Below are 21,101 nucleotides of genomic sequence, written 5' to 3' on the forward strand. Positions count from 1 at the left end.
AAGACAGCTTATTGATTATTATTTCTTATCTGAAAAAAGATAGTAAACTAAGCTTACGCCTCATTGTTTTATTTTGGCAATATTTTTTCAGCGAAATAATTCAAACTCTGCTACTTGTTAAATAATATTCTTAAATGTATGTGAGCGTTCTATCTGCCCTTAAATGATGAGGAAATTTAAATCGTTGCCAATAGCTGTTTTTAATAGCTCTAGTATTTTGAAGCTATCACATACAGCTCACGCTATTAATGGCGCTTAATATGCTCACATTATTACGAAAATAGAGCTCCTACCTAACAGATCATCCTAATAAAAATATTTTAGTGTCGTTGAATAGGATACTTAACCATTTAACAATTATTAATTTTGTTGCTTTTAGATTTTGAAAAGAATAGTAAAAAATTAGTCAAATTTATTTATAGTTAAAATTTGATAAAAAAAGGGGGCCGCGTAAAGTGCGGCCCCAAGTCGATCACTGTGCACGTGGCCCCATCGACCACGACTTATCACATAAGATGTTTTTTAATCAATTGCATCACCCCATAGGGTGAAACCAATACAATTTCTGATAGAAATTATAAAAAAACCGCATTTTTACCTAAAACAAATCACAGAATAACTATAGTAACCCTATAAATCACTAATTATAAAGCTGGGGCTACCCTGAATAGATACGACTTAGCGATTGCGACATACTCTATCATGTTGTAAGGATCGAGGTTAATTCAGCATTCGCCATACAATGATAAGTGAATTAAAAAGATATGTCTTTGCTTAAACAAATCAATAATCCTGACGATTTAAAAGACCTACCTGAGTGTGAGCTGCAAAAAGTTGCTGACGAAGTTCGCCAGAGTATGGTTGAGGCTGTTTCTGTTACTGGTGGTCACTTGGGGGCCGGTCTTGGGGTTGTCGAGCTGAGCGTTGCCCTTCATTACGTTTTTAACACACCTAAGGACCGCTTGATTTGGGATGTCGGGCATCAAAGTTACCCGCACAAGATACTTACTGGACGCCGCGAGCAAATGACCAGCCTTCGCACAGGCGGCGGGCTTTCAGGTTTTACCAAACGTAGCGAGAGCGAATACGATGCGTTTGGAACCGGACATTCTTCAACCTCTATTTCTGCAGGCCTTGGCATGGCTGTTGGCCGTGATTTGCTTGGTAAAGACAATAATGTGATCGCCGTTATTGGCGATGGGGCATTGTCTGCGGGTATGGCATATGAGGCTATGAATAATGCCGGTGCACAAAAATCGCGTTTGATCGTCATACTCAATGACAACGATATGTCTATTGCACCACCAGTTGGTGCGGTATCAGCTTCTCTTGCCCGCCTTGTATCAGGGAAAACATATACTTCAATCCGTGAAGCTGCCAAGCAGGTTGTAAGAGCTTTACCCAAACCTTTACAAGACAAGGCTGCACTCGCCGAGGAGTTTGCGCGCAGTTTTGTCACTGGTGGTACGTTATTTGAAGAACTTGGTTTTTACTATGTTGGTCCCGTTGACGGGCACAACCTTGACCACTTATTACCGATCTTAAAAAACGTACGAGACGCCGAGGAAGGGCCAATACTGGTTCATGTGGTCACTCAAAAAGGAAAAGGGTATCTTCCTGCAGAAAATGCCAGTAATAAACTGCATGCAGTCGCCAAATTCGATGTGGCAACCGGCGAACAAAACAAACCTGTCTCGAATGCGCCTAGCTATACACGTGTTTTCGCCAACTCATTAATCAAAGAGGCTGAAAAAGACGATAAGATTGTTGCAATCACTGCAGCAATGCCAGATGGGACCGGCCTAGATATTTTCGGAAAACACTTTCCCAAACGTACTTTTGATGTGGGCATTGCAGAGCAACACGCCGTAACATTTGCGGCCGGTTTGGCTTGTGAGGGTCTTAAACCATTTTGTGCAATTTATTCCACCTTCTTGCAACGCGCTTATGATCAGGTGGTTCACGATGTGGCCATACAAAACCTTCCTGTGCGGTTTCCAATTGATCGTGCAGGCCTGGTTGGGGCTGACGGGGCCACACATGCGGGGTCATTTGATGTGGCCTTCTTAAGCTGTTTGCCTAACATGGTTGTCATGGCATGTGGTGATGAGGCTGAGCTCTCGCACATGGTTGCTACAGCTGCAGCTTATGACAGTGGACCAATCGCCTTTCGCTATCCTCGCGGCGAAGGGATGGGGGTTGAAATGCCTGATGAAGGAATGATCCTTCCTATTGGCCGTGGCCGCATTATGCGTGAGGGGCAACATGTTGCCTTGCTATCGTTTGGCGGTCGACTTAAAGAGGCACTTGCAGCTGCCGACATTCTGGATGAACAAGGCTTTTCTACAAGTGTTGTTGATGCGCGCTTTGCAAAACCGCTTGATCGAGATCTCATTTTGCGACTGGCTAAAGAGCACGAAGCACTGATTTGCATTGAAGAAGGCAGTTCTGGAGGCTTTGGTGCTCATGTCCTTCAGCTTCTGGCTGCAGAAGGTGCTCTGGATAAGGGATTAAAAGTCCGCTCTTTGGTACTACCCGACAGCTATCAGGACCATGATAAACCACAGGCAATGTATGCCCATGCAGGTTTAGATGCCAAGTCGATTGCGGCGACTGCAGCTTCAATTCTTACATAAAATCGCACCAAGGGCTGCCCGGTTAAACGGGCAGTTTGACGTCGTTCGCGAGTCCCTAAGATCGTGTTCATCCCCAGAGATTGCGAAAACAGCGAATATTATCAATTATACGTAAAAACTTCTTGCTGAATTGCATTTTCTTATTCATAGAGCCTTTTGTCATTCGACTTCATAAGATTCTCGTTATCACTGAACAAATTACTAGTGATAAGGGACGTCACATTCCCACTTGTCTTCTATGTTATGCTTCAAAGTGCATAGGAGATACCCTTCGTCGCTCTAATGCTGGAATAAAAAAATGGCGGCACTTTTTAGTACAATTGCAGCTCTTCTGATTTCTGTTGTTTTGCTAATTGTTGGTCACGGGCTGACCTCAACCCTTATTCCACTGCGAGCGAGTAGCGCCGGCTTTGGGGATTTGGAAATCGGCTTGGTTTCCTCCAGCTTTTACCTAGGTTATGTCGTTGGTTGTTTTTACGGACCCTATCTAATTTTACGGGCTGGCCATATTCGCACATTTGCAGCCCTCGTCTCCCTTATGTCTGGCGCGGCAATTTTACATCCGGTTATAATCGAACCCATTTCCTGGTCTGTATTTCGGTTTATTACTGGGGCCTGTTTGGCCGGTATCACTTTGGTCGTCGAAAGCTGGCTTAACGAGCGCTCGACCAACGAAAATCGTGGTGCTGTTATGTCAACATATGTTGTGTTGTACCTGAGTGCTACAATGGTTGGGCAGGTCTTACTGCCACAATTTGACCTGATGACATTTATTCCCTTTGTGATTGCATCTGTTCTTGTGAGTGTTGCTGTTGTTCCTGTTGCTTTAACCCGTTCTGCGCAACCGGCCCCCATTGCACTTGTGCATTTTCGCCCTAAAAGACTATATGATACCTCTCCGATTGCGCTGGTAGGCTGCTTGCTTGTTGGGCTTGCCAATGGTGCCTTGTGGATGTTAACGCCGCTCTATGCAACACAAGTTGGTTTTAGCAGTTCACAAGCCGCGTATTTGGCTGCTGCAATAGTTTTTGGAGGCACTTTAGCTCAATGGCCCATTGGCCGACTTTCCGACCGCATTGACCGCCGAGCAATTATTGTTTTTCTGGCCGGATTCTCTTTCGTTTTTGCCGCTTTAATTATGAATTCCCATGCCAATAGCTTTTTAGTATTTGTTTTGCTGTTCACACTGCTCGGAACCGTAACTCAGCCTATTTATGCTATCATTGCTGCGCACGCTTTCGACAGTGCGGACGCTGAAGACTACGTTGAGGTTTCCTCTGGCCTTCTTATGGCATCAGGGCTTGGGTCAATGATTGGCCCGACATTGGCCTCCCTACTCATTGGCAACAAAGGACCACAAGGTCTGTTGTCATGGGTGGCTGCAATCGAAGTTGTTCTATTTATTTATGTACTCTCGCGAATGCTGGTTCGTCCTCCGCTTGAATCAGAGGATAAAACAGACTTCGAGTTGGGTACGACCTCCAGTGTGGGTGCCGCTTTAACGCCTGAGCCACTTGATGTGGATGACCCGAATGTTATTCCTCCCGAAGAGTTTCCAGCCTATGAGACAACAGAGGTTGAAAATGAAATCGAAGAGGAAAAAATACAAGAACTCAAATGAATTAGCATGGTAGCGCCACATAAGACCTTTGAGGAAATTTCTTTGAACAATTACAAGTAATTTCATCCGAACATTGACTTGATGTCTATGGTGTGTACTTTAAATATCGGTAGTTGGGTTATAAAGCATCCTAGGGGAAAAAATGGGTAGGCGTGCAGATTTACTGTATACACTCAGATCTACCCAAGATGTTTTAGCCCTATTACTGATAACTGCGTTTTTAACGCATTTTCTTCTTGTTGAAGGATCACAAATCAAGCCAGCATTCGATATGGCTGGCCATACAATGATATGCAATCCTTCTGGTTCGCACTATCACCAATCAATACCTTTGCGGCAGCGTCACAATAACTGCTGTTGCGACAAAACAATTGGTCCTATCGGCCATTTAAAATTCTTTTTTAGAAGTGGCTATGGTTCACGGTTTGATTTACCCGAGCCGTTTTTGTCCTTATGCGTGGTCCTCTTAATAGGTCTACCACGCTTTCATTTCAAATTAACTGCTTTTCAAAGTCGCGCTCCTCCTTTGTATCGCTAAGTTATTTTTAAAATATGAGTAGCTTATAAACTGTAGGGCTGTGGCCTTGCTGTGCAGCTGCCCATTTAGAGTTATTTGCCTAAGAGCAAATTGTTGATGGCTATTCTCTGATATCCCATGAACTCGAAGCCGTTACAGCAATTTGCATACAAAGAGGACAAAACCATGCGTAAACTACTATTAGCTGTATTCATTTTCGCTGTAGGCATCATTGGTGCCCAATCAAGCTTTGCCGATTCTGGTGAACATAAAGCTACTAAGCTTGGAAACTTAAGTTTTACGGCCCCCTGGACCCGCGCAACCCCTCCTAATGCCCGTGGTGGTGGCGCTTTTGTCATGATTCATAATAATGGAGAGCACACCGATACTCTGGTGTATGCCAGCTCTGATATTGCTAAGAAAACCGAAATACATGAAATGAAGGTTGTCGATGGCATTATGAAAATGCGCCCCTTATTATCTGGTTTGGAGATCAAGGCCGGAGAGAGTGTTGCATTAAAACCCGGCGGTTATCACATCATGTTTATGGGTCTTAAAGGCGGCATCAAAAAGGGTGACACTGTTAATGTGACACTGTCTTTCGCGGAAGCTGGCGATATTACGCTACCGTTTATTGCAGAAAGCATGGGCGCGAAGTCAATGAGCCACAATATGAAAAAAGGCATGAACCATGAGAACCACTAGTGTTATACGCCTTGTGGCATGGGCAGCAATTGTTGCCCTCCTCATTGGTGCAGGTGGAATTTACGGTTATCGCTATTTCAGTCCAGACGGTGGGTCTACTGCATCAACCGCAACAATTGGCGGTGATTTTGAGCTGGTTGATGGCAAGGGAAATCGTTTCACGCAAGCAAATCTATCGGGAAAGCCGTTTTTGATTTTCTTTGGCTTTACATATTGCCCTGACGTTTGCCCAACAACTCTTTCAGATATGCAAGGGTGGATTGAAGATCTGGGTGAGCAAGCCGATGATTTAAACTTTGTGTTTGTCAGCGTTGACCCAGAACGAGATACACCAGAAGTGCTCTCTGACTATGTCTACGCTTTTGATCCGCGTATTATTGCCCTAACAGGAACACCCGAACAGGTTAATAAAATTAAAAAGGCATACAGAGTTTTCTCTCGCAAAGTCATGCTTGAAGACGGTGATTATACAATGGATCATACCGCGGCCGTTTACATGATGTCTGCTAAGCAAAATTTTGTCGGCACAATTCAATATGGTGAAACCCACGAAGAAGCCATGAAGCAAATTAAAGCTTTAATAAAGCAAAGCTGAAATCGTGGATAACACAACAGTTGTGGTGGCATGCTTTTTTGCCACCACAACCGCTCGTTTAATAGACTTACAATTATTGTTGGTAAACTTACTCGATTTATTCAACAAACTTGCACTGACAACTCGGTATTTGTTAAAAATTCGATTGTGTTAAGATGCATATTAGTTATGCACGACTGGCACGAATGAGAAGTTGTTGTTATTAGCCATTAAACGCTCTTGATAATAGGCGTTATCTATAACTAGCAACAGCTAAATGCTCCATGCAAAGCCGGAATACCCTTCGTTATGCGCCTAGATCAATACCTTGTCGAGCGTGGAAAATTTGCCAGCAGGGCTAGAGCGCGTGATGCAATAGTGCGCGGGACGGTTGAGCTAGATGGTGTAATTACAAAAAAGCCCTCACAGAAAGTCTCTGATAATAGCCTTGTGGTTATCAATGATGCCGCTGCACAGTATGTTTCTCGTGCAGCTTTGAAACTCCTCGAAGGCCTACAGTATTTTGCATACTCCCCTAAAGAAAAAATTGCGCTCGATATCGGCGCTTCGACAGGGGGATTTACGCAAGTGTTACTTGAATATGGTGCCGCAAAAGTTCATGCAATTGATGTTGGCCACGATCAATTAGCTGAAAAACTATTGTCTGATCCACGTGTTGCTAGCCAGGAAGGGTTAAATGCGCGTTATTTAACCACTGATGATTTGGGTGGTGAACAACCGCAGTTTTTGGTCAGCGATGTTAGTTTTATCAGCTTAAAGCTCGCATTACCGCCTGCACTTTCTTTGGCCGCAAAGGGCGCAAATGGCCTGTTTCTAGTCAAACCTCAATTTGAAGTGGGCCGGCAGCGGATTGGGAAAAACGGTATTGTTTCAAAAGAGGATGCGCTTGCCGCAGCGCAGGATTTGGAACACTGGTTTGGCCAACAACCTGGCTGGCATGTGGATGGCATTATCCCCTCTCCGATTAAAGGCGGTGATGGTAACAGCGAATTTATTCTTGGGGCACGCAAACTATAAACCAGACCAATACAGCAGCGTTTTATACCTCAAGCGCTGATATTGTTGCTTGTCTCTTAAGTGGGGCTTGTATACACCCATAAGCATGAGTGACCATACACAAAACTATAAAATAAGCCATATGGCCCATAAAGGCGATGGTGTAGCCGTAACGCCAAACGGTGAAGTTTATGTACCCTTTACACTGCCAGGGGAAGTCGTTTCCTTAAAGCTTGAGGGAAAACGTGCGAGACTTGAGCAAATTGTCAGCACCAGTGACGCACGTGTTGCACCCGTATGTGGCCATTTTGGCGTATGTGGTGGCTGCAACTTACAGCACATGAGTGATGAGCTTTATAGCGAGTTCAAGCAGAACCTAGTTCGTGAAGCCCTATTGGACCGCGGTTTGGAATTGCCGCTTGATGGTGTACAAATTTCACCGCGCCATAGTCGCAGACGCGCTGTTTTTACAGCAACACGCGCGGGGCATAAAATTTTACTTGGCTTTCATGAAGCCCGTTCACACAAGCTTGTCGACCTACAAGAATGCCCTGTACTCGATAAGAGAATAGTATCGAGAATTGGCGATATTAAAAAGCTGGCAAGCTTATGTCTGCCGCGAAAGGGGGACGTAAAACTCACTGTTATTGCGAGTGAAACAGGACTTGATATCGCTATTCAAAGTGATGAAAAAACAGCGCATAAGCGGCTTTTAGAATTATCGCAGGCTACCATGGCATTAAATTTTGCCCGTGTTACCTTGAACGGAGAAATGGTTTTAGAAGCCAAGCAGCCCACATTAGCTATGGGGAAAGCCACTGTACCAATTGCTCCTGGCGGCTTTATACAGGCCACGCAACAGGCTGAAGATGCAATGAGCGCATTGGTTATGGAAGGCCTAAGAGGGTGTAAAAATGTTGCTGATTTGTTTTGCGGTGTAGGGACTTTCAGTTTTCATATTGCAGAGAAAGCCAAGGTCTGTGGTTATGAAAGCGATAAAAACGCGCTCAAGGCCTTTGACATGGCAAGACGTCAAGTCAAGGGTTTAAAGTCAATCCATTTTGAGCAGCGAGACCTATTTCGCAGACCATTAACAGCACAAGAACTCTACAATTTCGCCAAGGGTTTTGATGGTGTTGTTTTTGATCCCCCGCGTGCTGGGGCGCATGCACAAGCAAAAGAACTTGCTAAATCTAAAGTTCGCAAGATCGTAGCGATTTCTTGTAATCCTGCGTCTTTAGCCCGTGACCTTAAAGAGTTAATTGATGGCGGATATTCTGTCAAAAAGGTCGTACCGATTGATCAATTTATTTATTCTGCACATGTGGAAGTTGTCGCTTTACTAGAGCGTGTAACTAAAAAATAGTACTTTATATTTTTTTATAGGATATATTTGTGGGGGCAAGTCTATACTTGCCCCTAACTCGCCCAAATTCATGGTTTAATACTAATCTCATATAAATTTAGAAATGAAATAAATCATGATTACATACTAATAAAATAAAATCATCAAAACTAATGTTTATAGCACTGGCAGTTGTCTAGGCTGAACGAGTGCCCGTCATTTTACAGGGAGATGATAATTGCGGAAATGGCTATATTTTAGTCTTGCCATCATATGCTTAGTTTTTGGTTTGCTTACTGTTTGGTTACCCATTCCAACTGGCGTGCCACTATTGGCAGTAGGTACCGTGCTGTTAGTTGCTACAAGTCGTAGTGCTGCACGTTTTATTCGCCGTCGACGTCGTAATTATAAATTACTTGATCGGGCCATTAACTGGATAGAGCAAAGAAGTAGCGGTAAGGTACACAGAATAATAAGGCGCACGCGCCCTCGTCACCGAAAAGGCAAAGCCACATTTAAAAATGATAACGGCTAACACAACTGGGTGTCAGTTAGCTTCGACGCGAACCTGTAACAATAACATGCGGCGCATTTTCACCTGCGCCTTCGCCACTCCAGTCACCATGCCAGTGGTCGACTTTAAGGCCAGCAACTTCGATCAGCTGTGTGATATGGTCCTTGTCTATAAACCGTCTTGTTTTTTCCAGTGTGCAATGGTGTGCGGCCGTATTGTAGTGCGCTTGATAACGCACAACACCTGATGCCTCATGCTTTCGCTCATCTTGCCATATAGCCACCTCGTCGCCCTGTGCAGTTCTGGAGCGGCGTGGTTTTTCAGCTTCGCCCCAAGATGCCCAAGGTTTCGCGTGGGGGTTTTGCATACCTATTGCAAAACGACCTGTCTTTGACAGGTGCAATGCTACTGTTTCCAGTAGCAACATCTGGTCTGTATCTGTTGGTAGTGAATGGAATGCAAGACCGGATACAATCACACGGTCGAAAAGCTGATTTAATCTCAGTGTGCGCATGTCTGCGCCTACCCACGTCACCGCTTTGCTTTTGTGAATCGCTTTTGCAATTTTGTAGGGATTACGATCGACACCAACAACTTGGGTACCCACCTTGCTAATTGCAATTGCAAGATCACCAGTGCCGCAAGCGAGGTTCAATACACGCGCATGCGGTATTGCAGCAAACGTTAGAAGAAAATCATCGTCAACACCCCACCCTTTTTCAAGTGCGGTTATATTTTGTGTCGATTTGGATCCTGCTGTTGACAGGTGCATGGTGCTCGTCCTCCATCCACCGATAAGTTTAGATAAGCAATATTAACGCTTCGTAACAACGGGAACTTGTATTGCCCGAATCGAAAATATTCTCATCCATACACATGAAACAATAATACAACGATATGTTGCAAATGTACATCAATAAGTTCTACCGGAACACTGATAGTTACCCTATGTTACGCGTCTGTATTTATTGATATAATTGATAATAGCCTCTGGGCTGCAGTTAACGTGTGACAATTCGACAACTATTCGACTTCCCCCTGCCCTTCCTGCCGGTGGTGAAGTACGCTTGAGGTCAGCTGCTTTTTTATGCCAACATTTCATCATAGGGATGCGCCACCAGTTTTTAACTTCGCGCGCTATAATTGCTGTTTCAAGATTACATGAGAGCGTTAAGATCAGGCGTTCGAATTTCATAGTTCGAACATAACTGGTTTCAATCGTAGCATTGGTTATATTCAACCAACCAATAAAGCCTAAACGTTCAAGATAGAAGCCATGGCTATTACACCCTACCTGAGGTCTTGGCTCGATCATTGGATAATGCCAGTAGGCAACCAAACTGGCAGGAACAGCGCCAAGTGCCAATAAGGGCAACTCCAGCAGACTGGATAAACAGATGAATAGGATTGCCAAAAACATTGCCGTATAAACGGTAGATCTGCCCTGTTGAATGTTATAGCCACAGGCCAGTTCACGCTCGCTATTCTTATACCCCCTTTCCTTAGAGGGGATAAATGCTTTTTGTCGTTCCTCTGGCAAGGCGTCGTCTCCCAAGCGGTAAACCAAATTTGGGGTTGTTTGGTAAACCAGCTTGGGATGATATCTTTAATAACTCAAGAACAAAGCTTGTGCATTCTAAAACAAATATTACTCATTCATCGTTGTAGAGTTCAGTGGCATCAATTTTCAGGCCAAAACCTTCCAAGCCGATATAATGGCGGTGCCGAGAAGCCAGAACTCGAATGGAATTCACACCCAAGTCTTTAAGTATCTGTGCACCCAGACCGATTTCACGCCAGCCCTCTGCTCGTTCCTGAGCTGACTTATGCTCTTCCAGCTCTGCAGCTTCTAGTCCATCACGGCGGCGGCAAGAGTGTGATGTCACACCAACGGCACCTTCGCGCAGATATACAATGACGCCTTTTTGCTGGTCCGCAAACTTTTTCATAATCTTTTGCAAAGTAGGACTAGGACCAAAAACATCATCCAATATCGATTCCCCATGAAGTCTTACGGGAATATTTTGCCCATCACGGATATCTCCGAAGACCACCGCAAGATGGCCGACACTATCAAATGGTGTGGTATATGTTATTGCTGTGGCGGGGCCATAGGGCGTGGTTATTTGCAGTGTCTCGCCTCGCTCCACAAACGATTCAGTCCGCTGACGCCATGCAATTAGGTCTGCAACTGAAACTGTCTTTAGATTATGGCTTTTAGCAAACTCAGCAACCGCTTCGCCTCTTTTAACCGTGCCATCATCATTGACGAGTTCGGATATAACGCCAACCTCTGGAAGCCCTGTCAGCTTGCAAAGGTCAACAGCTGCTTCGGTGTGGCCTGAGCGAATTAACACCCCGCCCTCTTTGGCGATTAGTGGGAAAACATGCCCTGGGCGGACAAAGTCCCCTGCCCCTGCATTTGGGTTTGCAAGCCCGTGGACTGTTGCGCAACGCTCTTCAGCAGAAATACCGGTGGTTAAACCGGGAGCATAATCAACTGACACTGTAAATGCGGTTGCTAACGGCGCATCATTTTGCGCAACCATTGGCTGAAGCTGCAAGCGTGCCGCAGTTGCCGGCGTCATTGGCGCACAAACAATTCCAGATGTGTGCCGGATTATAAATGCCATTTGCTCCGGTGTTATTTTACTGGCTGCAACGATTAGATCGCCTTCATTTTCACGATCGTCATCATCGGTTACCACAATCATTTCACCAGCTTCGAAAGCCCTCAAAGCTTCGGCAACGCGTGTTTGCGACATATTATATTCTCCACCAACATTCTGTTCTTGTTGTAAGCCCAACATGTCATTGGGCGTTACTTTATCTTGAGTGGCCTTGGCTATTTTTTGCGCCATGTCACGCGAGACCCATGCATGAGGGTCGTTGCAAAGCGCCGTGACAGAGGCAGGCGAAAGCCCAGCACGACGCGCAAAAGCACTTCTACTTTCGTTTTTTTCTTGTAGGTATTCGTTTAAACGCATCGCTTTTCCAATTTGGCCTTAAGCTGGCTCAAATAACCATATAGGTTTAACTGACTGGATATTTATCGCCACTGGAGAGGACAATAACAGCTTTTCAGCGATACTGAAAAAAATATTACATGGCCTCCGCATTTCGTGCGAAGGCCTGTGTTTTAGAGTAATCAGCCAATTTGTGCGCGGTGGCGAAGCAGATGGTCAGCCAAGACGCATGCAACCATTGCCTCAGCTACCGGAACAGCCCTAATCCCCACGCAAGGGTCATGACGTCCTTTCGTACGCACTTCAACATCTTCACCGGATCGGGTAATCGATTTTCTTGGTGTTAAGATTGAAGAGGTTGGTTTCACGGCAAAGCGGATGACAACAGGCGCACCGGAAGAAATCCCGCCCAAAACGCCACCTGCATTGTTTGAAAGGAATACAGGAGCGCCATCCGCACCAACCCGCATTTCATCGGCATTTTCCTCACCTGTCAAAGCAGCGGCTTCAAAACCATTGCCAATCTCAACGCCTTTAACTGCATTGATAGACATAATGGCACTGGCCAAATCCTGATCGAGTTTACCGTAGAGCGGTGCCCCTAGGCCCACAGGTACATTTTCGGCAACGACTTCAAGCACAGCCCCGACTGAAGAGCCGTTTTTGCGTATTTCGTCTAGGTAGCTTTCAAAGAAAACAGCCGCTTCTTTATCGGGGCAAAAAAACGGGTTGTTGTGCACTTCATCCCAAGACCAATTATTCCGATCGATTTTATGAGGCCCCATTTGCACGAGAGCACTACGTATCTTGATTGAGGGAATAACTTTGCGCGCAATTCCCCCCGCAGCAACCCGAGCTGCTGTTTCACGCGCTGAAGAACGGCCGCCACCACGATAATCGCGGATACCATATTTTTGGTCGTAGGTGTAATCCGCATGCCCTGGACGATAGCGCGTTTTTATTTCGCTATAGTCTTTTGACCTTTGGTCTGTATTTTCGATAATCAGCGAGATGGGTGTGCCGGTCGTTTTTTGTAGCCCGTCTTCATCCACCATCACGCCAGACAATATTTCGACTTGATCCGGCTCATTACGCTGAGTGGTGAACTTTGACTGCCCCGGACGGCGTTGATCCAGATAAACCTGCAAATCCTCCGCTTTGATAGGCAGCAAGGGTGGACAACCATCAACCACACAGCCAAGAGCAGGACCGTGACTTTCTCCCCACGTGGTTACACGAAACATTTTTCCAAAGGTATTGTCGGACATGCGCTCGGATCTTTAATCTGTTTTCGAATGTTAAATGCCTTTTGTAGTTACCCCATAGCTCTAGGTCAATTGAGCTTAGGACAAGTCACAGATAACATTTGGGTAGAAAGCATAATATTCTGGTTTTATTCTGTTGTTATGAATGCTCATCACTTATCATTAGATGATTATTGATTTTGCGCCATTTCACCTAAAGCCCCATCATCTTCACTCTTGGCGTTTTCTTCGCTCTCTTCACTAGCGCCTTCATCTGGATCGACTGAAAGTGCCGTATCAACCCAAAAGCCGGTATGGTCTTGCCAAACCCAAAACCGATCCTGAGGAACCTCTAGAACAGGTACTTCATGATCCGGGTGACCACATAATAAGCCGCGTAATGCTCGGAGTACGCCACCATGAGAGACAATTATCATCGGGCGGTGGGTTGTCATCAACCAAGCTTCCACGCGTGATGTCAGCATTTGATAGGACTCCCCCTCAGGAGGGACAAAACCCCACTTGTCTTGCTTTCGTCCTTCAACGTGTTCTGGCCTTGCCTTTGCAATCTCATCAAGGGTTTTTCCCTCGAACGTGCCAAATGTTATTTCCTTGAGCCGATTTTCGATTCTGTATTGGCCCTCAGGTAAAACCATTTTTTCGCGAATGATGTCCATCGTCTGACAAGCACGCTTCATTGGCGAACACAACCACTCGAAATCTGCAGGTAAGCGGCTTGTTTCCTCTAGAAACTCATAGAGCCTTTCGCCAATAGCTTCCGCTTGAAGCTCTCCAGTTTCATTTAATGGAATATCTTGATGACCCTGCATTCGCCCTTCTTTGTTCCAATCGGTTTGGCCGTGGCGAATAAAAATAATTGGCGCTGGGGCCAACCTTGCAGAACGGGTGAGCTTAACTGACATACGATCAATTCCTTTTGCACTTTCCCGCCTCTTAACACCGTGTGTTTTTATGTACTTATTTGTACCGGGTAGTGCCAAGCAGTTATAATTTGCTTCTTACATTAATATAGAGCAACAGATGAAAATAGATTATTTGCATCCTCTAAAGATGAAATAACGTTTTCCCTTTAAAATGTGAACATATTTTTTTGCAGAGCCGCTTATATATAAGCTACTAACCTTCGCAGGGCTTACAAGCTGTTGTCTCGGTTGTAGTGTTAATATGTGCCAACAAGTAAAAAAGCCGCCCTTTCGGGCGGCTTCAATATTACTTTTTCAATTGGTTTAAACTGTCGCAATATCCGGGGCATCTACCGCCTTCATGCCTACAACATGATATCCGGCATCTACGTGTACTGTTTCGCCTGTTGTGGCCGTACTTAAATCGGACAGCAAATAGAGGGCAGAGTTGCCGACTTCTTCAATGGTTACAGTCGCGCGTAGTGGTGCGTTGTATTCATTCCACTTCAAAATATACCGGAAATCGCCAATACCAGATGCTGCCAATGTTTTAATTGGCCCAGCAGATATTGAGTTCACACGTATTTTTTGCGGTCCAAGATCAACAGCCAAATACTTAACCGAAGCTTCAAGCGCAGCCTTTGCAACACCCATTACGTTGTAATTCGGCATTACTTTTTCTGCACCGTAATAAGTGAGGGTCAAAATCGAGCCTCCCTCCGGCATAAGCTTTTCAGCACGTTTGGCGACAGCTGCTAGGGAGTAGCAGGAAATCTCCATGGTTTTGTTAAAATTTTCAACGCTGGTATCAAGGTAGCGCCCTGTCAGCTCGTCCTTATCTGAAAAGGCAACTGCATGAACGACAAAGTCAATTGTCCCCCATTTCTCTTCCAAACCGGAAAAGACAGCATCAATGCTTTCATGGTCTGTCACATCGCAATGACCTGCTAGATGACCATTCAGTTTTTCGGCCAGAGGAGCCACGCGCTTTTTCAGGGCTTCCCCTTGATATGTTAGGGCAATTTCCGCACCTGCATCTGAAAGCGCTTTGGCAATTCCCCACGCGATAGAACGATTGTTGGCAAGACCCATGATTAGGCCACGCTTACCTTCCATCAATCCGCGCGCTTGTGACATATTCTTCTCCTGAGTGAATTCCACTAGACCTGCTACAACAGTTTGAAATTGCTAAGGCCACTGTTGCGCAAGCTGCAAGCCGTCGATAATTAAACTAAAGCCGTTTCACAGGCTATCCTTTGCGACCCAATATCTGATAGTTAGCTATAGATCAATCATCAAGAGAGCATAATGAGTAACGCATACCCAGCTTACGTGAGTGAATTTCAAAAATGTATTGGTGAAAAACACGTTTTACTCAGCCAAAGAGACAAAGCTCCTTATCTCGTTGAATGGCGCGATAAGTTTGATGGTGAGAGTGAGTGCGTGTTGCGACCAGGCAACACTCAGGAAGTTTCAGCACTCGTAAAAATTGCAACTTCATATGGTTTAAAGCTAATCCCACAATCTGGAAATACCGGTCTTGTAGGTGGGCAAATACCACGTCCCGGCAAGAACGAAATTGTTGTTTCTCTCGCCAGGTTAAATAAAATTAGGCAGGTAGATGCAGAGGGTTATTCAATAACTGTCGATGGCGGCGTTACATTACAGACCTTGCAAGAAGCGGCTGAAAAAGCAGGACGCCTGTTTCCACTTTCGCTTGCTTCGCAAGGTAGCTGCCAGATTGCAGGCAACATTGCTTCCAATGCTGGCGGAACGGCAGTTCTTTCCTATGGCAATGCAAGAGACTTGGTCTTAGGGCTTGAAGTTGTGCTTGCCAATGGCGAAATCTGGCACGGATTGCGCACATTGCGAAAAGATAACACCGGTTACGATTTGAAACATTTATTCATTGGATCAGAGGGGACACTTGGAATCATAACGGGGGCCAGCCTCAAATTATTTCCCAAACCTGTATCACAAATCGTTGCATTTTGTGCATTAGATTCGGCCGCAGATTTGTTGCAATTGTTTTCTCTAGCCAAACAGCATGCCGGTTCAATGCTTACCGGATTTGAAATCCTTCCCAAAGTGGGTATGCAATTTGCTGTCACGCACCAAGAGGGGGCAAGGTTACCCTTCCAACACGAACACAACTGGTATGTGCTGTTAGAGCTGTCAGCAACATCAGCTGCTATAGAACTGAATAGTCTAGGAGAAATGATCCTCGCTCAAGCTTTGGAAAGCAGCTTTATTGAAGATGCTGTCTTGGCACAAAACCAAAGTCAGGCAGAAGCCTTTTGGCGTTTGCGCCATGGCATGTCGGAGGTACAGAAGTTTGAAGGGGGATCTATCAAGCATGATGTTTCTGTCCCTGTGGCACACATACCGGTATTTCTTGAGGAAACAATTGAAGCCGTTTCAGCTTTAATACCGGGATGCCGCCCTGTGCCCTTTGGCCACATGGGGGATGGCAATATCCACTTTAATATTAGCCAGCCAATTGGAGCCGATAAGCAAGCCTACCTAGAGCGTTGGGATGAGGTCAACGAGGTGGTACACGGTATTGTGGCCAAGTATGACGGTTCCATATCTGCCGAGCATGGCATAGGTATTCTTAAACGGGATTTGCTCGGACGCGTTAAGAGCAAAACAGAGCTGGATATGATGAAAAGTATCAAGCGAACTCTGGATCCTAGCAATATGTTTAGCCCTGAACGCATCATTACACTAGACGATTAGCTGTTAGGCATCTTGTAGGTTTTTGTTATGCCAACATTTTGCAGGAACTGTTGGTCGTGGCTCACGACCAACAAAGCGCCATCGTAGTTTTTCAGGGCATTTTCCAAAAGCTCTAACGATGGTAAATCCAGATGATTGGCGGGCTCGTCTAGCATTAAGAACTGTACAGGCTGTGGACCTCCCAACAAACATGCGAGGCCCGCGCGTACTTTTTCACCACCACTTAATTCACAAGTCTTCTTGGCTGCCAACTTATTACGAAAACCGAAAGTTGCGAGTGCTTTAAAGGCCTCATGCTCTGTTGCCTCCGGATTTAGCCGTAAATAGTTATTTAACAGTGTTTTTGAGGGGGCTAAATGACCTGCTTCTTGATTGATAAGAGCACGATTGGCGAGCACAAATTCTCGTCCCTTGTAATATCTAAGCTGGTTATCAATTAAACTTAGGAGACTGCTTTTTCCTGAGCCGTTTTTTCCTGTTAAAGCTACTCGCTCTGCTCCAGTAATTTTCAGATCAATTCCCGAAGAAAACCACGCATCCTTCTTAAACCCAAAGGCTGCATTTTGTAACACAAGCACTTTTTGTTTTGACGGTAACTTGCAGGTGACTATTGGAAGATTGATTGGTACGTCGACTGATTTTCGTGATTGAGCATGCTCTAGCTCATTTTGTGCGCTGTCCAGAATGGCATCTTTAACCTTTTGTAAATTAGCGCCTGTTGCTTCACTTTTCCGCTTCATGGCACCTAAAAGAACAGCCGGTTGATCCTTATTTTTGGCCTTTAGCTTTCCTCTTTTGTCTTTTTGAGCCTGACGTTCCAAGTCCCGTTGATGTTGTCGTTTCACTTTTTTTAGCAGTACTTTTTGGGCGGCAATTTTCTGCTCAATACGATTGTTTTCGTCTTGTTTAGCCTTTGTATATTGCGCGTAGGATCCTTTGAAAAAGCTCGCGGTTGCGTTATGCAAATCAATCAAATAATCAAAATGCGAAAGCAATTCCCTATCATGGGTTACGACCAATGCTCCTTTGGTCCAACTGGAAAGTAATTCGACAATAATGCGACGCCCTTCCAAGTCCAGATTATTGGTTGGTTCATCCAAGAGCAAAAAATCAGGGCTTTTCAATAAGGTCCCCGCAAGTGAAGCCCGCATGCGCTCCCCACCTGAAAGGCTCGTTGCCTTGAAATCTAGTGGAAGATTTAAATTCATTTTCGCCAACAGGCTTTGACAATTGGACAGTAAGTTCCAATCGATTGCTGCCAGCTCTTCGGCAGTAGCCTGCCCTACTTCGGCTTTTTGCAGAAGGTTATGATGCGTGCGAAGGCCCAAAAGATCAATGAGCTGTAAATTATCTACATCAAGAAGCTGGCGCATTGCACCAACACTACCTTCAACCGTTATAGTGCCCGAAGTAGGTTGTAGCTCACCAGCAATGAGCTTTAGTAGTGTTGTTTTACCGCAACCATTAGGTCCGATAAGTGCAATGCGCTCATTTTTAATTGAAAAGCTAAGGTTATCGATGATCTTTTTTTGATCTGACCCGTACCAACTGAGGTTGGCGAGCGTTAAGGAGCGCGACATAGCTGAGAGATCCTAAAACAACAAGAGTAAGAATAGCTGTTGCAAGATGGATAATCATCGTTCGCTCCTTTCATAACTTCATATGATCATTCAAACATGTCTGGTATTTTTGTACAAGGGTATTTTCCTATAGAGAGCTGTCTTCACTTGTTTTTTACATAAATTTTTTGAAATGAGTGGCGCATTACTCGAAAAGGTTGAGTTGACGCGCTCTATCGTCCTTATTTTTCCTTTTCGTTTTTGAGCGCTTGAATTGCTGATCCTCCTCCTGATCACGAACAGCTGCTATCAATTCAGCACCATCGTTGTTCTTGTCCAAATACCTATTAGAAACAGGTTCTGGGTAAAAACGCCCTTCAGGTGAGGGTTTAAGTAGTTTTGCAGCTTGTTTTGCCGTGATATCACAGGTGTTCAGCCATTCATCAAAGTGGTCTTGCTCAATAATCGCGGGGGAACGATGGTGAATAAAACGGATATCATCGTTGGCGGGCACAGTTATAATTGCCAGAGTATCAATGTCGCCGCCATCGGGATGTGAATAGGTTTCCCAAAGCCCTGCCATCGCCAGTATCCCATTTTCCCCGTAGTCGGGCGAAGCCTTATGTGCTGAGATATGATAGGCTTGACGCTCATTACAGCCTTTTCTTTTTCTTGCTCGCTCATAAAAGCCGCTTGCCGGTATTAAACAACGACGATGCTTCATTGCATTTTTAAATGCAGGTTTTTCAACGACTGTTTCAGCTCTTGCATTAATAGCTAATGAAAATTCTAAGGGATTGTTAACCCATGCAGGTAAGAATCCCCAGTGCGCAAGCATGGCCTGCCGACGCCCAAAATCTTGCATAACAAACAAAACCGGCTGTTGAGGCAAAATATTGTAGCGTGGTGGAAAATCAATATTGTTTATATATTGGAAGTAGTTATGGACTTCCTCCGCTGGGACTGCAAGACTATAACTTCCACACATGTTGCCACACCTGTTCGTATTTCGTTTAAAGCGAACTATAATTTAAAATGTCCAATCGTTGCTATTGTATTAGCCTGGAGGGTTGAATGAAAGAGTTGCACGCACACATAAGCTTGGCTGACCTGGGTCACGAGCGTCTTGCGTGCGCCAACATAAACCCAACAACAGGCCTTGCCACTGACTACCTTAATCATTTTAACGAAGTTATCATGCTTCTTGAAATGTTGCCCGCTATGCCGGACTGCGTTGAGGATGTGCTTGATTGGAAGCCTAAAAGCTATATCGAACATTTTGAAGATTCTTCATTTTCCGAGCGAGAGCTGGCAATTGAAGCGTATTATGCAGCGCCTTCACACACGCGTGATGCGTTGGAAATGGCCATTCAAGCCGTTGATAAAGAAGTGGGCGATATTCAGTCGGTGTTATGTACAATGGAAGTGACAAACCCTGACTACTTGAGGGAATTACAATACAAGGTAAGCGAGGTCATACAGCCCTTGGTATGCTCTTGTATTGGAATTATCCATGGCCGTGAAAGCAATGCCGCCCCTGTCGAGCAAGATACAATTCAAGCAGACGTCGATGCATTGTTCTCCTGACAGTTTGCTACAGCCAGCTGGCGTTCCAATACGCCGCAAGCGGTTTGGTGTGTCGATTGCATGCTTGGATAGGTTTGAGCGTGTACTACTTATTAAGCGTGCTCATGAACCTGATGCTGGCCTGTGGGCATTTCCTGGCGGAAAATGTGAGAGAGGCGAAAGCTTTTACCAAGCTGGACAGCGCGAACTTTATGAAGAAAGCGGTCTAAGAGCTGGCATGCTGCAAGAGCTCGAAGAGCTTCAATTCCTAACTGACCTTGAGCCAGGTGGACAACAATCAGCTCGCTCTTCACTATTAACTCTTCGCGTCTTTTATTGTTTAAACTTTACAGGCGAAGCCAAAGCCGCAAGCGATGCAGATGATTGTAAGTGGATATCGCTCAAAACAATAATAGATGATGAACAAGTGCGTGAACTTGAGAAAGAAGGGGTTGTTCTTGTTGGGGCTATACGAAATTGTGCCCATAAGCTTCATAGAGTACTCACCTGCATCTGACATTTTGGTATTTATCAATCGTTTCCATATAAGAAAAAAACTGGTCGTAGCAAGATTATACAGCCATCAGCATGGTTTAAGGGTGGCCTTTTAGGGGTAGACACATATGAGAAGTCACCAACTGTTTTCACAAAGGTTAGATGTGGTTTGCAGCACCTCATGTCGTCTTAGGCTCGCCAAGCTGGTTTTGAGCTGTTTGATGGCTATATTTTTTACGGTCAACTTAGCCAGCAGTGCTCCAGTTCAAGAGAATAGCGAAGCAAAACCCGCTACTCAAACGCAAGCTCCCGAGAATAATAGCCCTGTTGAACCTCCCGAATTGAAGAACTCACCTTATGAGCCGCAGCTCATGCGTCTTGCGGAAATAATGGGTGCATTACATTACCTGCGCCCGTTATGTGGCTATAAAGCGGAAGCGGATGAATGGCGAGGAAGAATGCAGGCGCTTTTAGATATGGAGGTGAAGAATGAACTGCGGCGGCGGCGGCTGGTTGAACGGTTTAACCAAAGCTATCGTGGATACGCCAGTGTTTATTCCCAGTGTACCGACTCTGCAAAAGCCGCAACCAAACGGTACATTCGCGAAGGTTATGAAACCAGCCACCTGATTTTAGGTAAGTACAGCCGAAAATAACCCAATTGTTTTTTATACTCGTTT

Annotated in this window: 19 protein-coding genes; 11 read left to right on the top strand and 8 right to left on the bottom strand. The window is 45.1% G+C overall.

Annotated elements, in window-relative coordinates; translation table 11 throughout:
- The first annotated feature begins 764 nt into the window (after positions 1–764).
- The 7 genes from dxs to AYK67_RS16805 all read left to right on the top strand — a co-directional run bounded on the left by dxs (position 765) and on the right by AYK67_RS16805 (position 8,950).
- Positions 765–2,636, top strand: a complete 1,872-nt coding sequence (gene dxs, locus AYK67_RS00425) for a 1-deoxy-D-xylulose-5-phosphate synthase (protein WP_068080741.1) — start codon at positions 765–767, stop codon at positions 2,634–2,636.
- Positions 2,637–2,934: 298 nt separating this feature from the next.
- Complete coding sequence (locus AYK67_RS00430) at positions 2,935–4,257, top strand: MFS transporter (protein ID WP_068080742.1); 1,323 nt, start codon at positions 2,935–2,937, stop codon at positions 4,255–4,257.
- Between the two features lie 703 nt (positions 4,258–4,960).
- Positions 4,961–5,479 (top strand): copper chaperone PCu(A)C, encoded by a 519-nt coding sequence (locus AYK67_RS00435; protein ID WP_082735571.1) that lies wholly within the window; start codon positions 4,961–4,963, stop codon positions 5,477–5,479.
- Positions 5,466–6,074 (top strand): SCO family protein, encoded by a 609-nt coding sequence (locus tag AYK67_RS00440; RefSeq protein WP_068080743.1) that lies wholly within the window; start codon positions 5,466–5,468, stop codon positions 6,072–6,074. Before AYK67_RS00435 ends, AYK67_RS00440 begins: the two co-directional genes overlap by 14 nt.
- Positions 6,075–6,362: 288 nt before the next feature.
- Complete coding sequence (locus AYK67_RS00445) at positions 6,363–7,091, top strand: TlyA family RNA methyltransferase (RefSeq protein ID WP_068080744.1); 729 nt, start codon at positions 6,363–6,365, stop codon at positions 7,089–7,091.
- 85 nt (positions 7,092–7,176) lie between these two features.
- Positions 7,177–8,436, top strand: coding sequence for a class I SAM-dependent RNA methyltransferase (locus AYK67_RS00450; protein WP_068080747.1), 1,260 nt, complete (start codon positions 7,177–7,179; stop codon positions 8,434–8,436).
- A 310-nt stretch (positions 8,437–8,746) separates the two neighbouring features.
- Positions 8,747–8,950 carry a hypothetical protein gene (locus AYK67_RS16805; protein ID WP_208976173.1) on the top strand — a complete coding sequence of 68 codons (204 nt, stop codon included), beginning with the start codon at positions 8,747–8,749 and terminating at the stop codon, positions 8,948–8,950.
- A gap of 16 nt (positions 8,951–8,966) precedes the next feature.
- Here the strand turns inward: AYK67_RS16805 and AYK67_RS00455 are convergent, their stop codons facing one another.
- From AYK67_RS00455 to fabI, 6 genes are all read right to left on the bottom strand, one after another.
- On the bottom strand, positions 8,967–9,701 hold the full coding sequence (locus AYK67_RS00455; RefSeq protein WP_068080750.1) for a class I SAM-dependent methyltransferase: 735 nt from the start codon (positions 9,699–9,701) through the stop codon (positions 8,967–8,969).
- 174 nt (positions 9,702–9,875) lie between these two features.
- Positions 9,876–10,469 (bottom strand): hypothetical protein, encoded by a 594-nt coding sequence (locus tag AYK67_RS00460; protein WP_068080752.1) that lies wholly within the window; start codon positions 10,467–10,469, stop codon positions 9,876–9,878.
- Between the two features lie 112 nt (positions 10,470–10,581).
- Positions 10,582–11,916: a 3,4-dihydroxy-2-butanone-4-phosphate synthase gene (gene ribB / locus AYK67_RS00465; protein WP_068080755.1), complete on the bottom strand. Its 1,335-nt coding sequence runs from the start codon at positions 11,914–11,916 to the stop codon at positions 10,582–10,584.
- Positions 11,917–12,077: 161 nt separating this feature from the next.
- Positions 12,078–13,163: a chorismate synthase gene (aroC, locus tag AYK67_RS00470; RefSeq protein WP_068080756.1), complete on the bottom strand. Its 1,086-nt coding sequence runs from the start codon at positions 13,161–13,163 to the stop codon at positions 12,078–12,080.
- Positions 13,164–13,330: 167 nt separating this feature from the next.
- Entirely contained in the window at positions 13,331–14,062 is a 732-nt protein-coding gene (locus AYK67_RS00475; protein WP_082735546.1) for a histidine phosphatase family protein, read from the bottom strand.
- A 324-nt stretch (positions 14,063–14,386) separates the two neighbouring features.
- A complete protein-coding gene (gene fabI, locus AYK67_RS00480) occupies positions 14,387–15,199 on the bottom strand; it encodes an enoyl-ACP reductase FabI (protein ID WP_068080757.1) in 813 nt (270 codons plus the stop codon).
- Positions 15,200–15,370: 171 nt separating this feature from the next.
- On the opposite strand from fabI, the gene AYK67_RS00485 reads away from it, so the two are divergent.
- The gene (locus tag AYK67_RS00485) at positions 15,371–16,801 is read left to right on the top strand and encodes an FAD-binding oxidoreductase (RefSeq protein ID WP_068080758.1); all 1,431 of its coding nucleotides are present in this window, start codon (positions 15,371–15,373) and stop codon (positions 16,799–16,801) included.
- Here the strand turns inward: AYK67_RS00485 and AYK67_RS00490 are convergent.
- Positions 16,798–18,381, bottom strand: a complete 1,584-nt coding sequence (locus tag AYK67_RS00490; RefSeq protein ID WP_068080759.1) for an ABC-F family ATP-binding cassette domain-containing protein — start codon at positions 18,379–18,381, stop codon at positions 16,798–16,800. The two genes, AYK67_RS00485 and AYK67_RS00490, sit on opposite strands and share 4 nt — an antisense overlap.
- A gap of 184 nt (positions 18,382–18,565) precedes the next feature.
- Positions 18,566–19,348 (bottom strand): SOS response-associated peptidase, encoded by a 783-nt coding sequence (locus AYK67_RS00495; protein ID WP_068080766.1) that lies wholly within the window; start codon positions 19,346–19,348, stop codon positions 18,566–18,568.
- 86 nt (positions 19,349–19,434) lie between these two features.
- On the opposite strand from AYK67_RS00495, the gene AYK67_RS00500 reads away from it, so the two are divergent.
- From AYK67_RS00500 to AYK67_RS00510, 3 genes are all read left to right on the top strand, one after another.
- Positions 19,435–19,947: a hypothetical protein gene (locus AYK67_RS00500; protein WP_068080769.1), complete on the top strand. Its 513-nt coding sequence runs from the start codon at positions 19,435–19,437 to the stop codon at positions 19,945–19,947.
- Positions 19,931–20,443, top strand: a complete 513-nt coding sequence (locus tag AYK67_RS00505; protein ID WP_068080771.1) for an NUDIX domain-containing protein — start codon at positions 19,931–19,933, stop codon at positions 20,441–20,443. Before AYK67_RS00500 ends, AYK67_RS00505 begins: the two co-directional genes overlap by 17 nt.
- A 199-nt stretch (positions 20,444–20,642) precedes the next feature.
- The gene (locus AYK67_RS00510; protein ID WP_068080774.1) at positions 20,643–21,077 is read left to right on the top strand and encodes a TIGR02301 family protein; all 435 of its coding nucleotides are present in this window, start codon (positions 20,643–20,645) and stop codon (positions 21,075–21,077) included.
- Positions 21,078–21,101 lie beyond the last annotated feature (24 nt).

It is taken from the genome of Polycladidibacter stylochi (genome assembly GCF_001562055.1).
In the GTDB taxonomy this organism is placed as follows: Bacteria; Pseudomonadota; Alphaproteobacteria; order Rhizobiales; family Stappiaceae; genus Pseudovibrio; species Pseudovibrio stylochi.

What these genes read in the sequence shown, in the direction of transcription:
- dxs (WP_068080741.1), top strand. Translation starts at nt 765, where the DNA reads ATGTCTTTGCTTAAACAAATCAATAATCCTGACGATTTAAAAGACCTA.
- AYK67_RS00430 (WP_068080742.1), top strand. Translation starts at nt 2,935, where the DNA reads ATGGCGGCACTTTTTAGTACAATTGCAGCTCTTCTGATTTCTGTTGTT.
- AYK67_RS00435 (WP_082735571.1), top strand. Translation starts at nt 4,961, where the DNA reads ATGCGTAAACTACTATTAGCTGTATTCATTTTCGCTGTAGGCATCATT.
- AYK67_RS00440 (WP_068080743.1), top strand. Translation starts at nt 5,466, where the DNA reads ATGAGAACCACTAGTGTTATACGCCTTGTGGCATGGGCAGCAATTGTT.
- AYK67_RS00445 (WP_068080744.1), top strand. Translation starts at nt 6,363, where the DNA reads ATGCGCCTAGATCAATACCTTGTCGAGCGTGGAAAATTTGCCAGCAGG.
- AYK67_RS00450 (WP_068080747.1), top strand. Translation starts at nt 7,177, where the DNA reads ATGAGTGACCATACACAAAACTATAAAATAAGCCATATGGCCCATAAA.
- AYK67_RS00455 (WP_068080750.1), bottom strand. Translation starts at nt 9,701, where the DNA reads ATGCACCTGTCAACAGCAGGATCCAAATCGACACAAAATATAACCGCA.
- ribB (WP_068080755.1), bottom strand. Translation starts at nt 11,916, where the DNA reads ATGCGTTTAAACGAATACCTACAAGAAAAAAACGAAAGTAGAAGTGCT.
- aroC (WP_068080756.1), bottom strand. Translation starts at nt 13,163, where the DNA reads ATGTCCGACAATACCTTTGGAAAAATGTTTCGTGTAACCACGTGGGGA.
- AYK67_RS00475 (WP_082735546.1), bottom strand. Translation starts at nt 14,062, where the DNA reads ATGTCAGTTAAGCTCACCCGTTCTGCAAGGTTGGCCCCAGCGCCAATT.
- fabI (WP_068080757.1), bottom strand. Translation starts at nt 15,199, where the DNA reads ATGTCACAAGCGCGCGGATTGATGGAAGGTAAGCGTGGCCTAATCATG.
- AYK67_RS00485 (WP_068080758.1), top strand. Translation starts at nt 15,371, where the DNA reads ATGAGTAACGCATACCCAGCTTACGTGAGTGAATTTCAAAAATGTATT.
- AYK67_RS00490 (WP_068080759.1), bottom strand. Translation starts at nt 18,381, where the DNA reads ATGTCGCGCTCCTTAACGCTCGCCAACCTCAGTTGGTACGGGTCAGAT.
- AYK67_RS00495 (WP_068080766.1), bottom strand. Translation starts at nt 19,348, where the DNA reads ATGTGTGGAAGTTATAGTCTTGCAGTCCCAGCGGAGGAAGTCCATAAC.
- AYK67_RS00500 (WP_068080769.1), top strand. Translation starts at nt 19,435, where the DNA reads ATGAAAGAGTTGCACGCACACATAAGCTTGGCTGACCTGGGTCACGAG.
- AYK67_RS00505 (WP_068080771.1), top strand. Translation starts at nt 19,931, where the DNA reads ATGCATTGTTCTCCTGACAGTTTGCTACAGCCAGCTGGCGTTCCAATA.
- AYK67_RS00510 (WP_068080774.1), top strand. Translation starts at nt 20,643, where the DNA reads ATGGCTATATTTTTTACGGTCAACTTAGCCAGCAGTGCTCCAGTTCAA.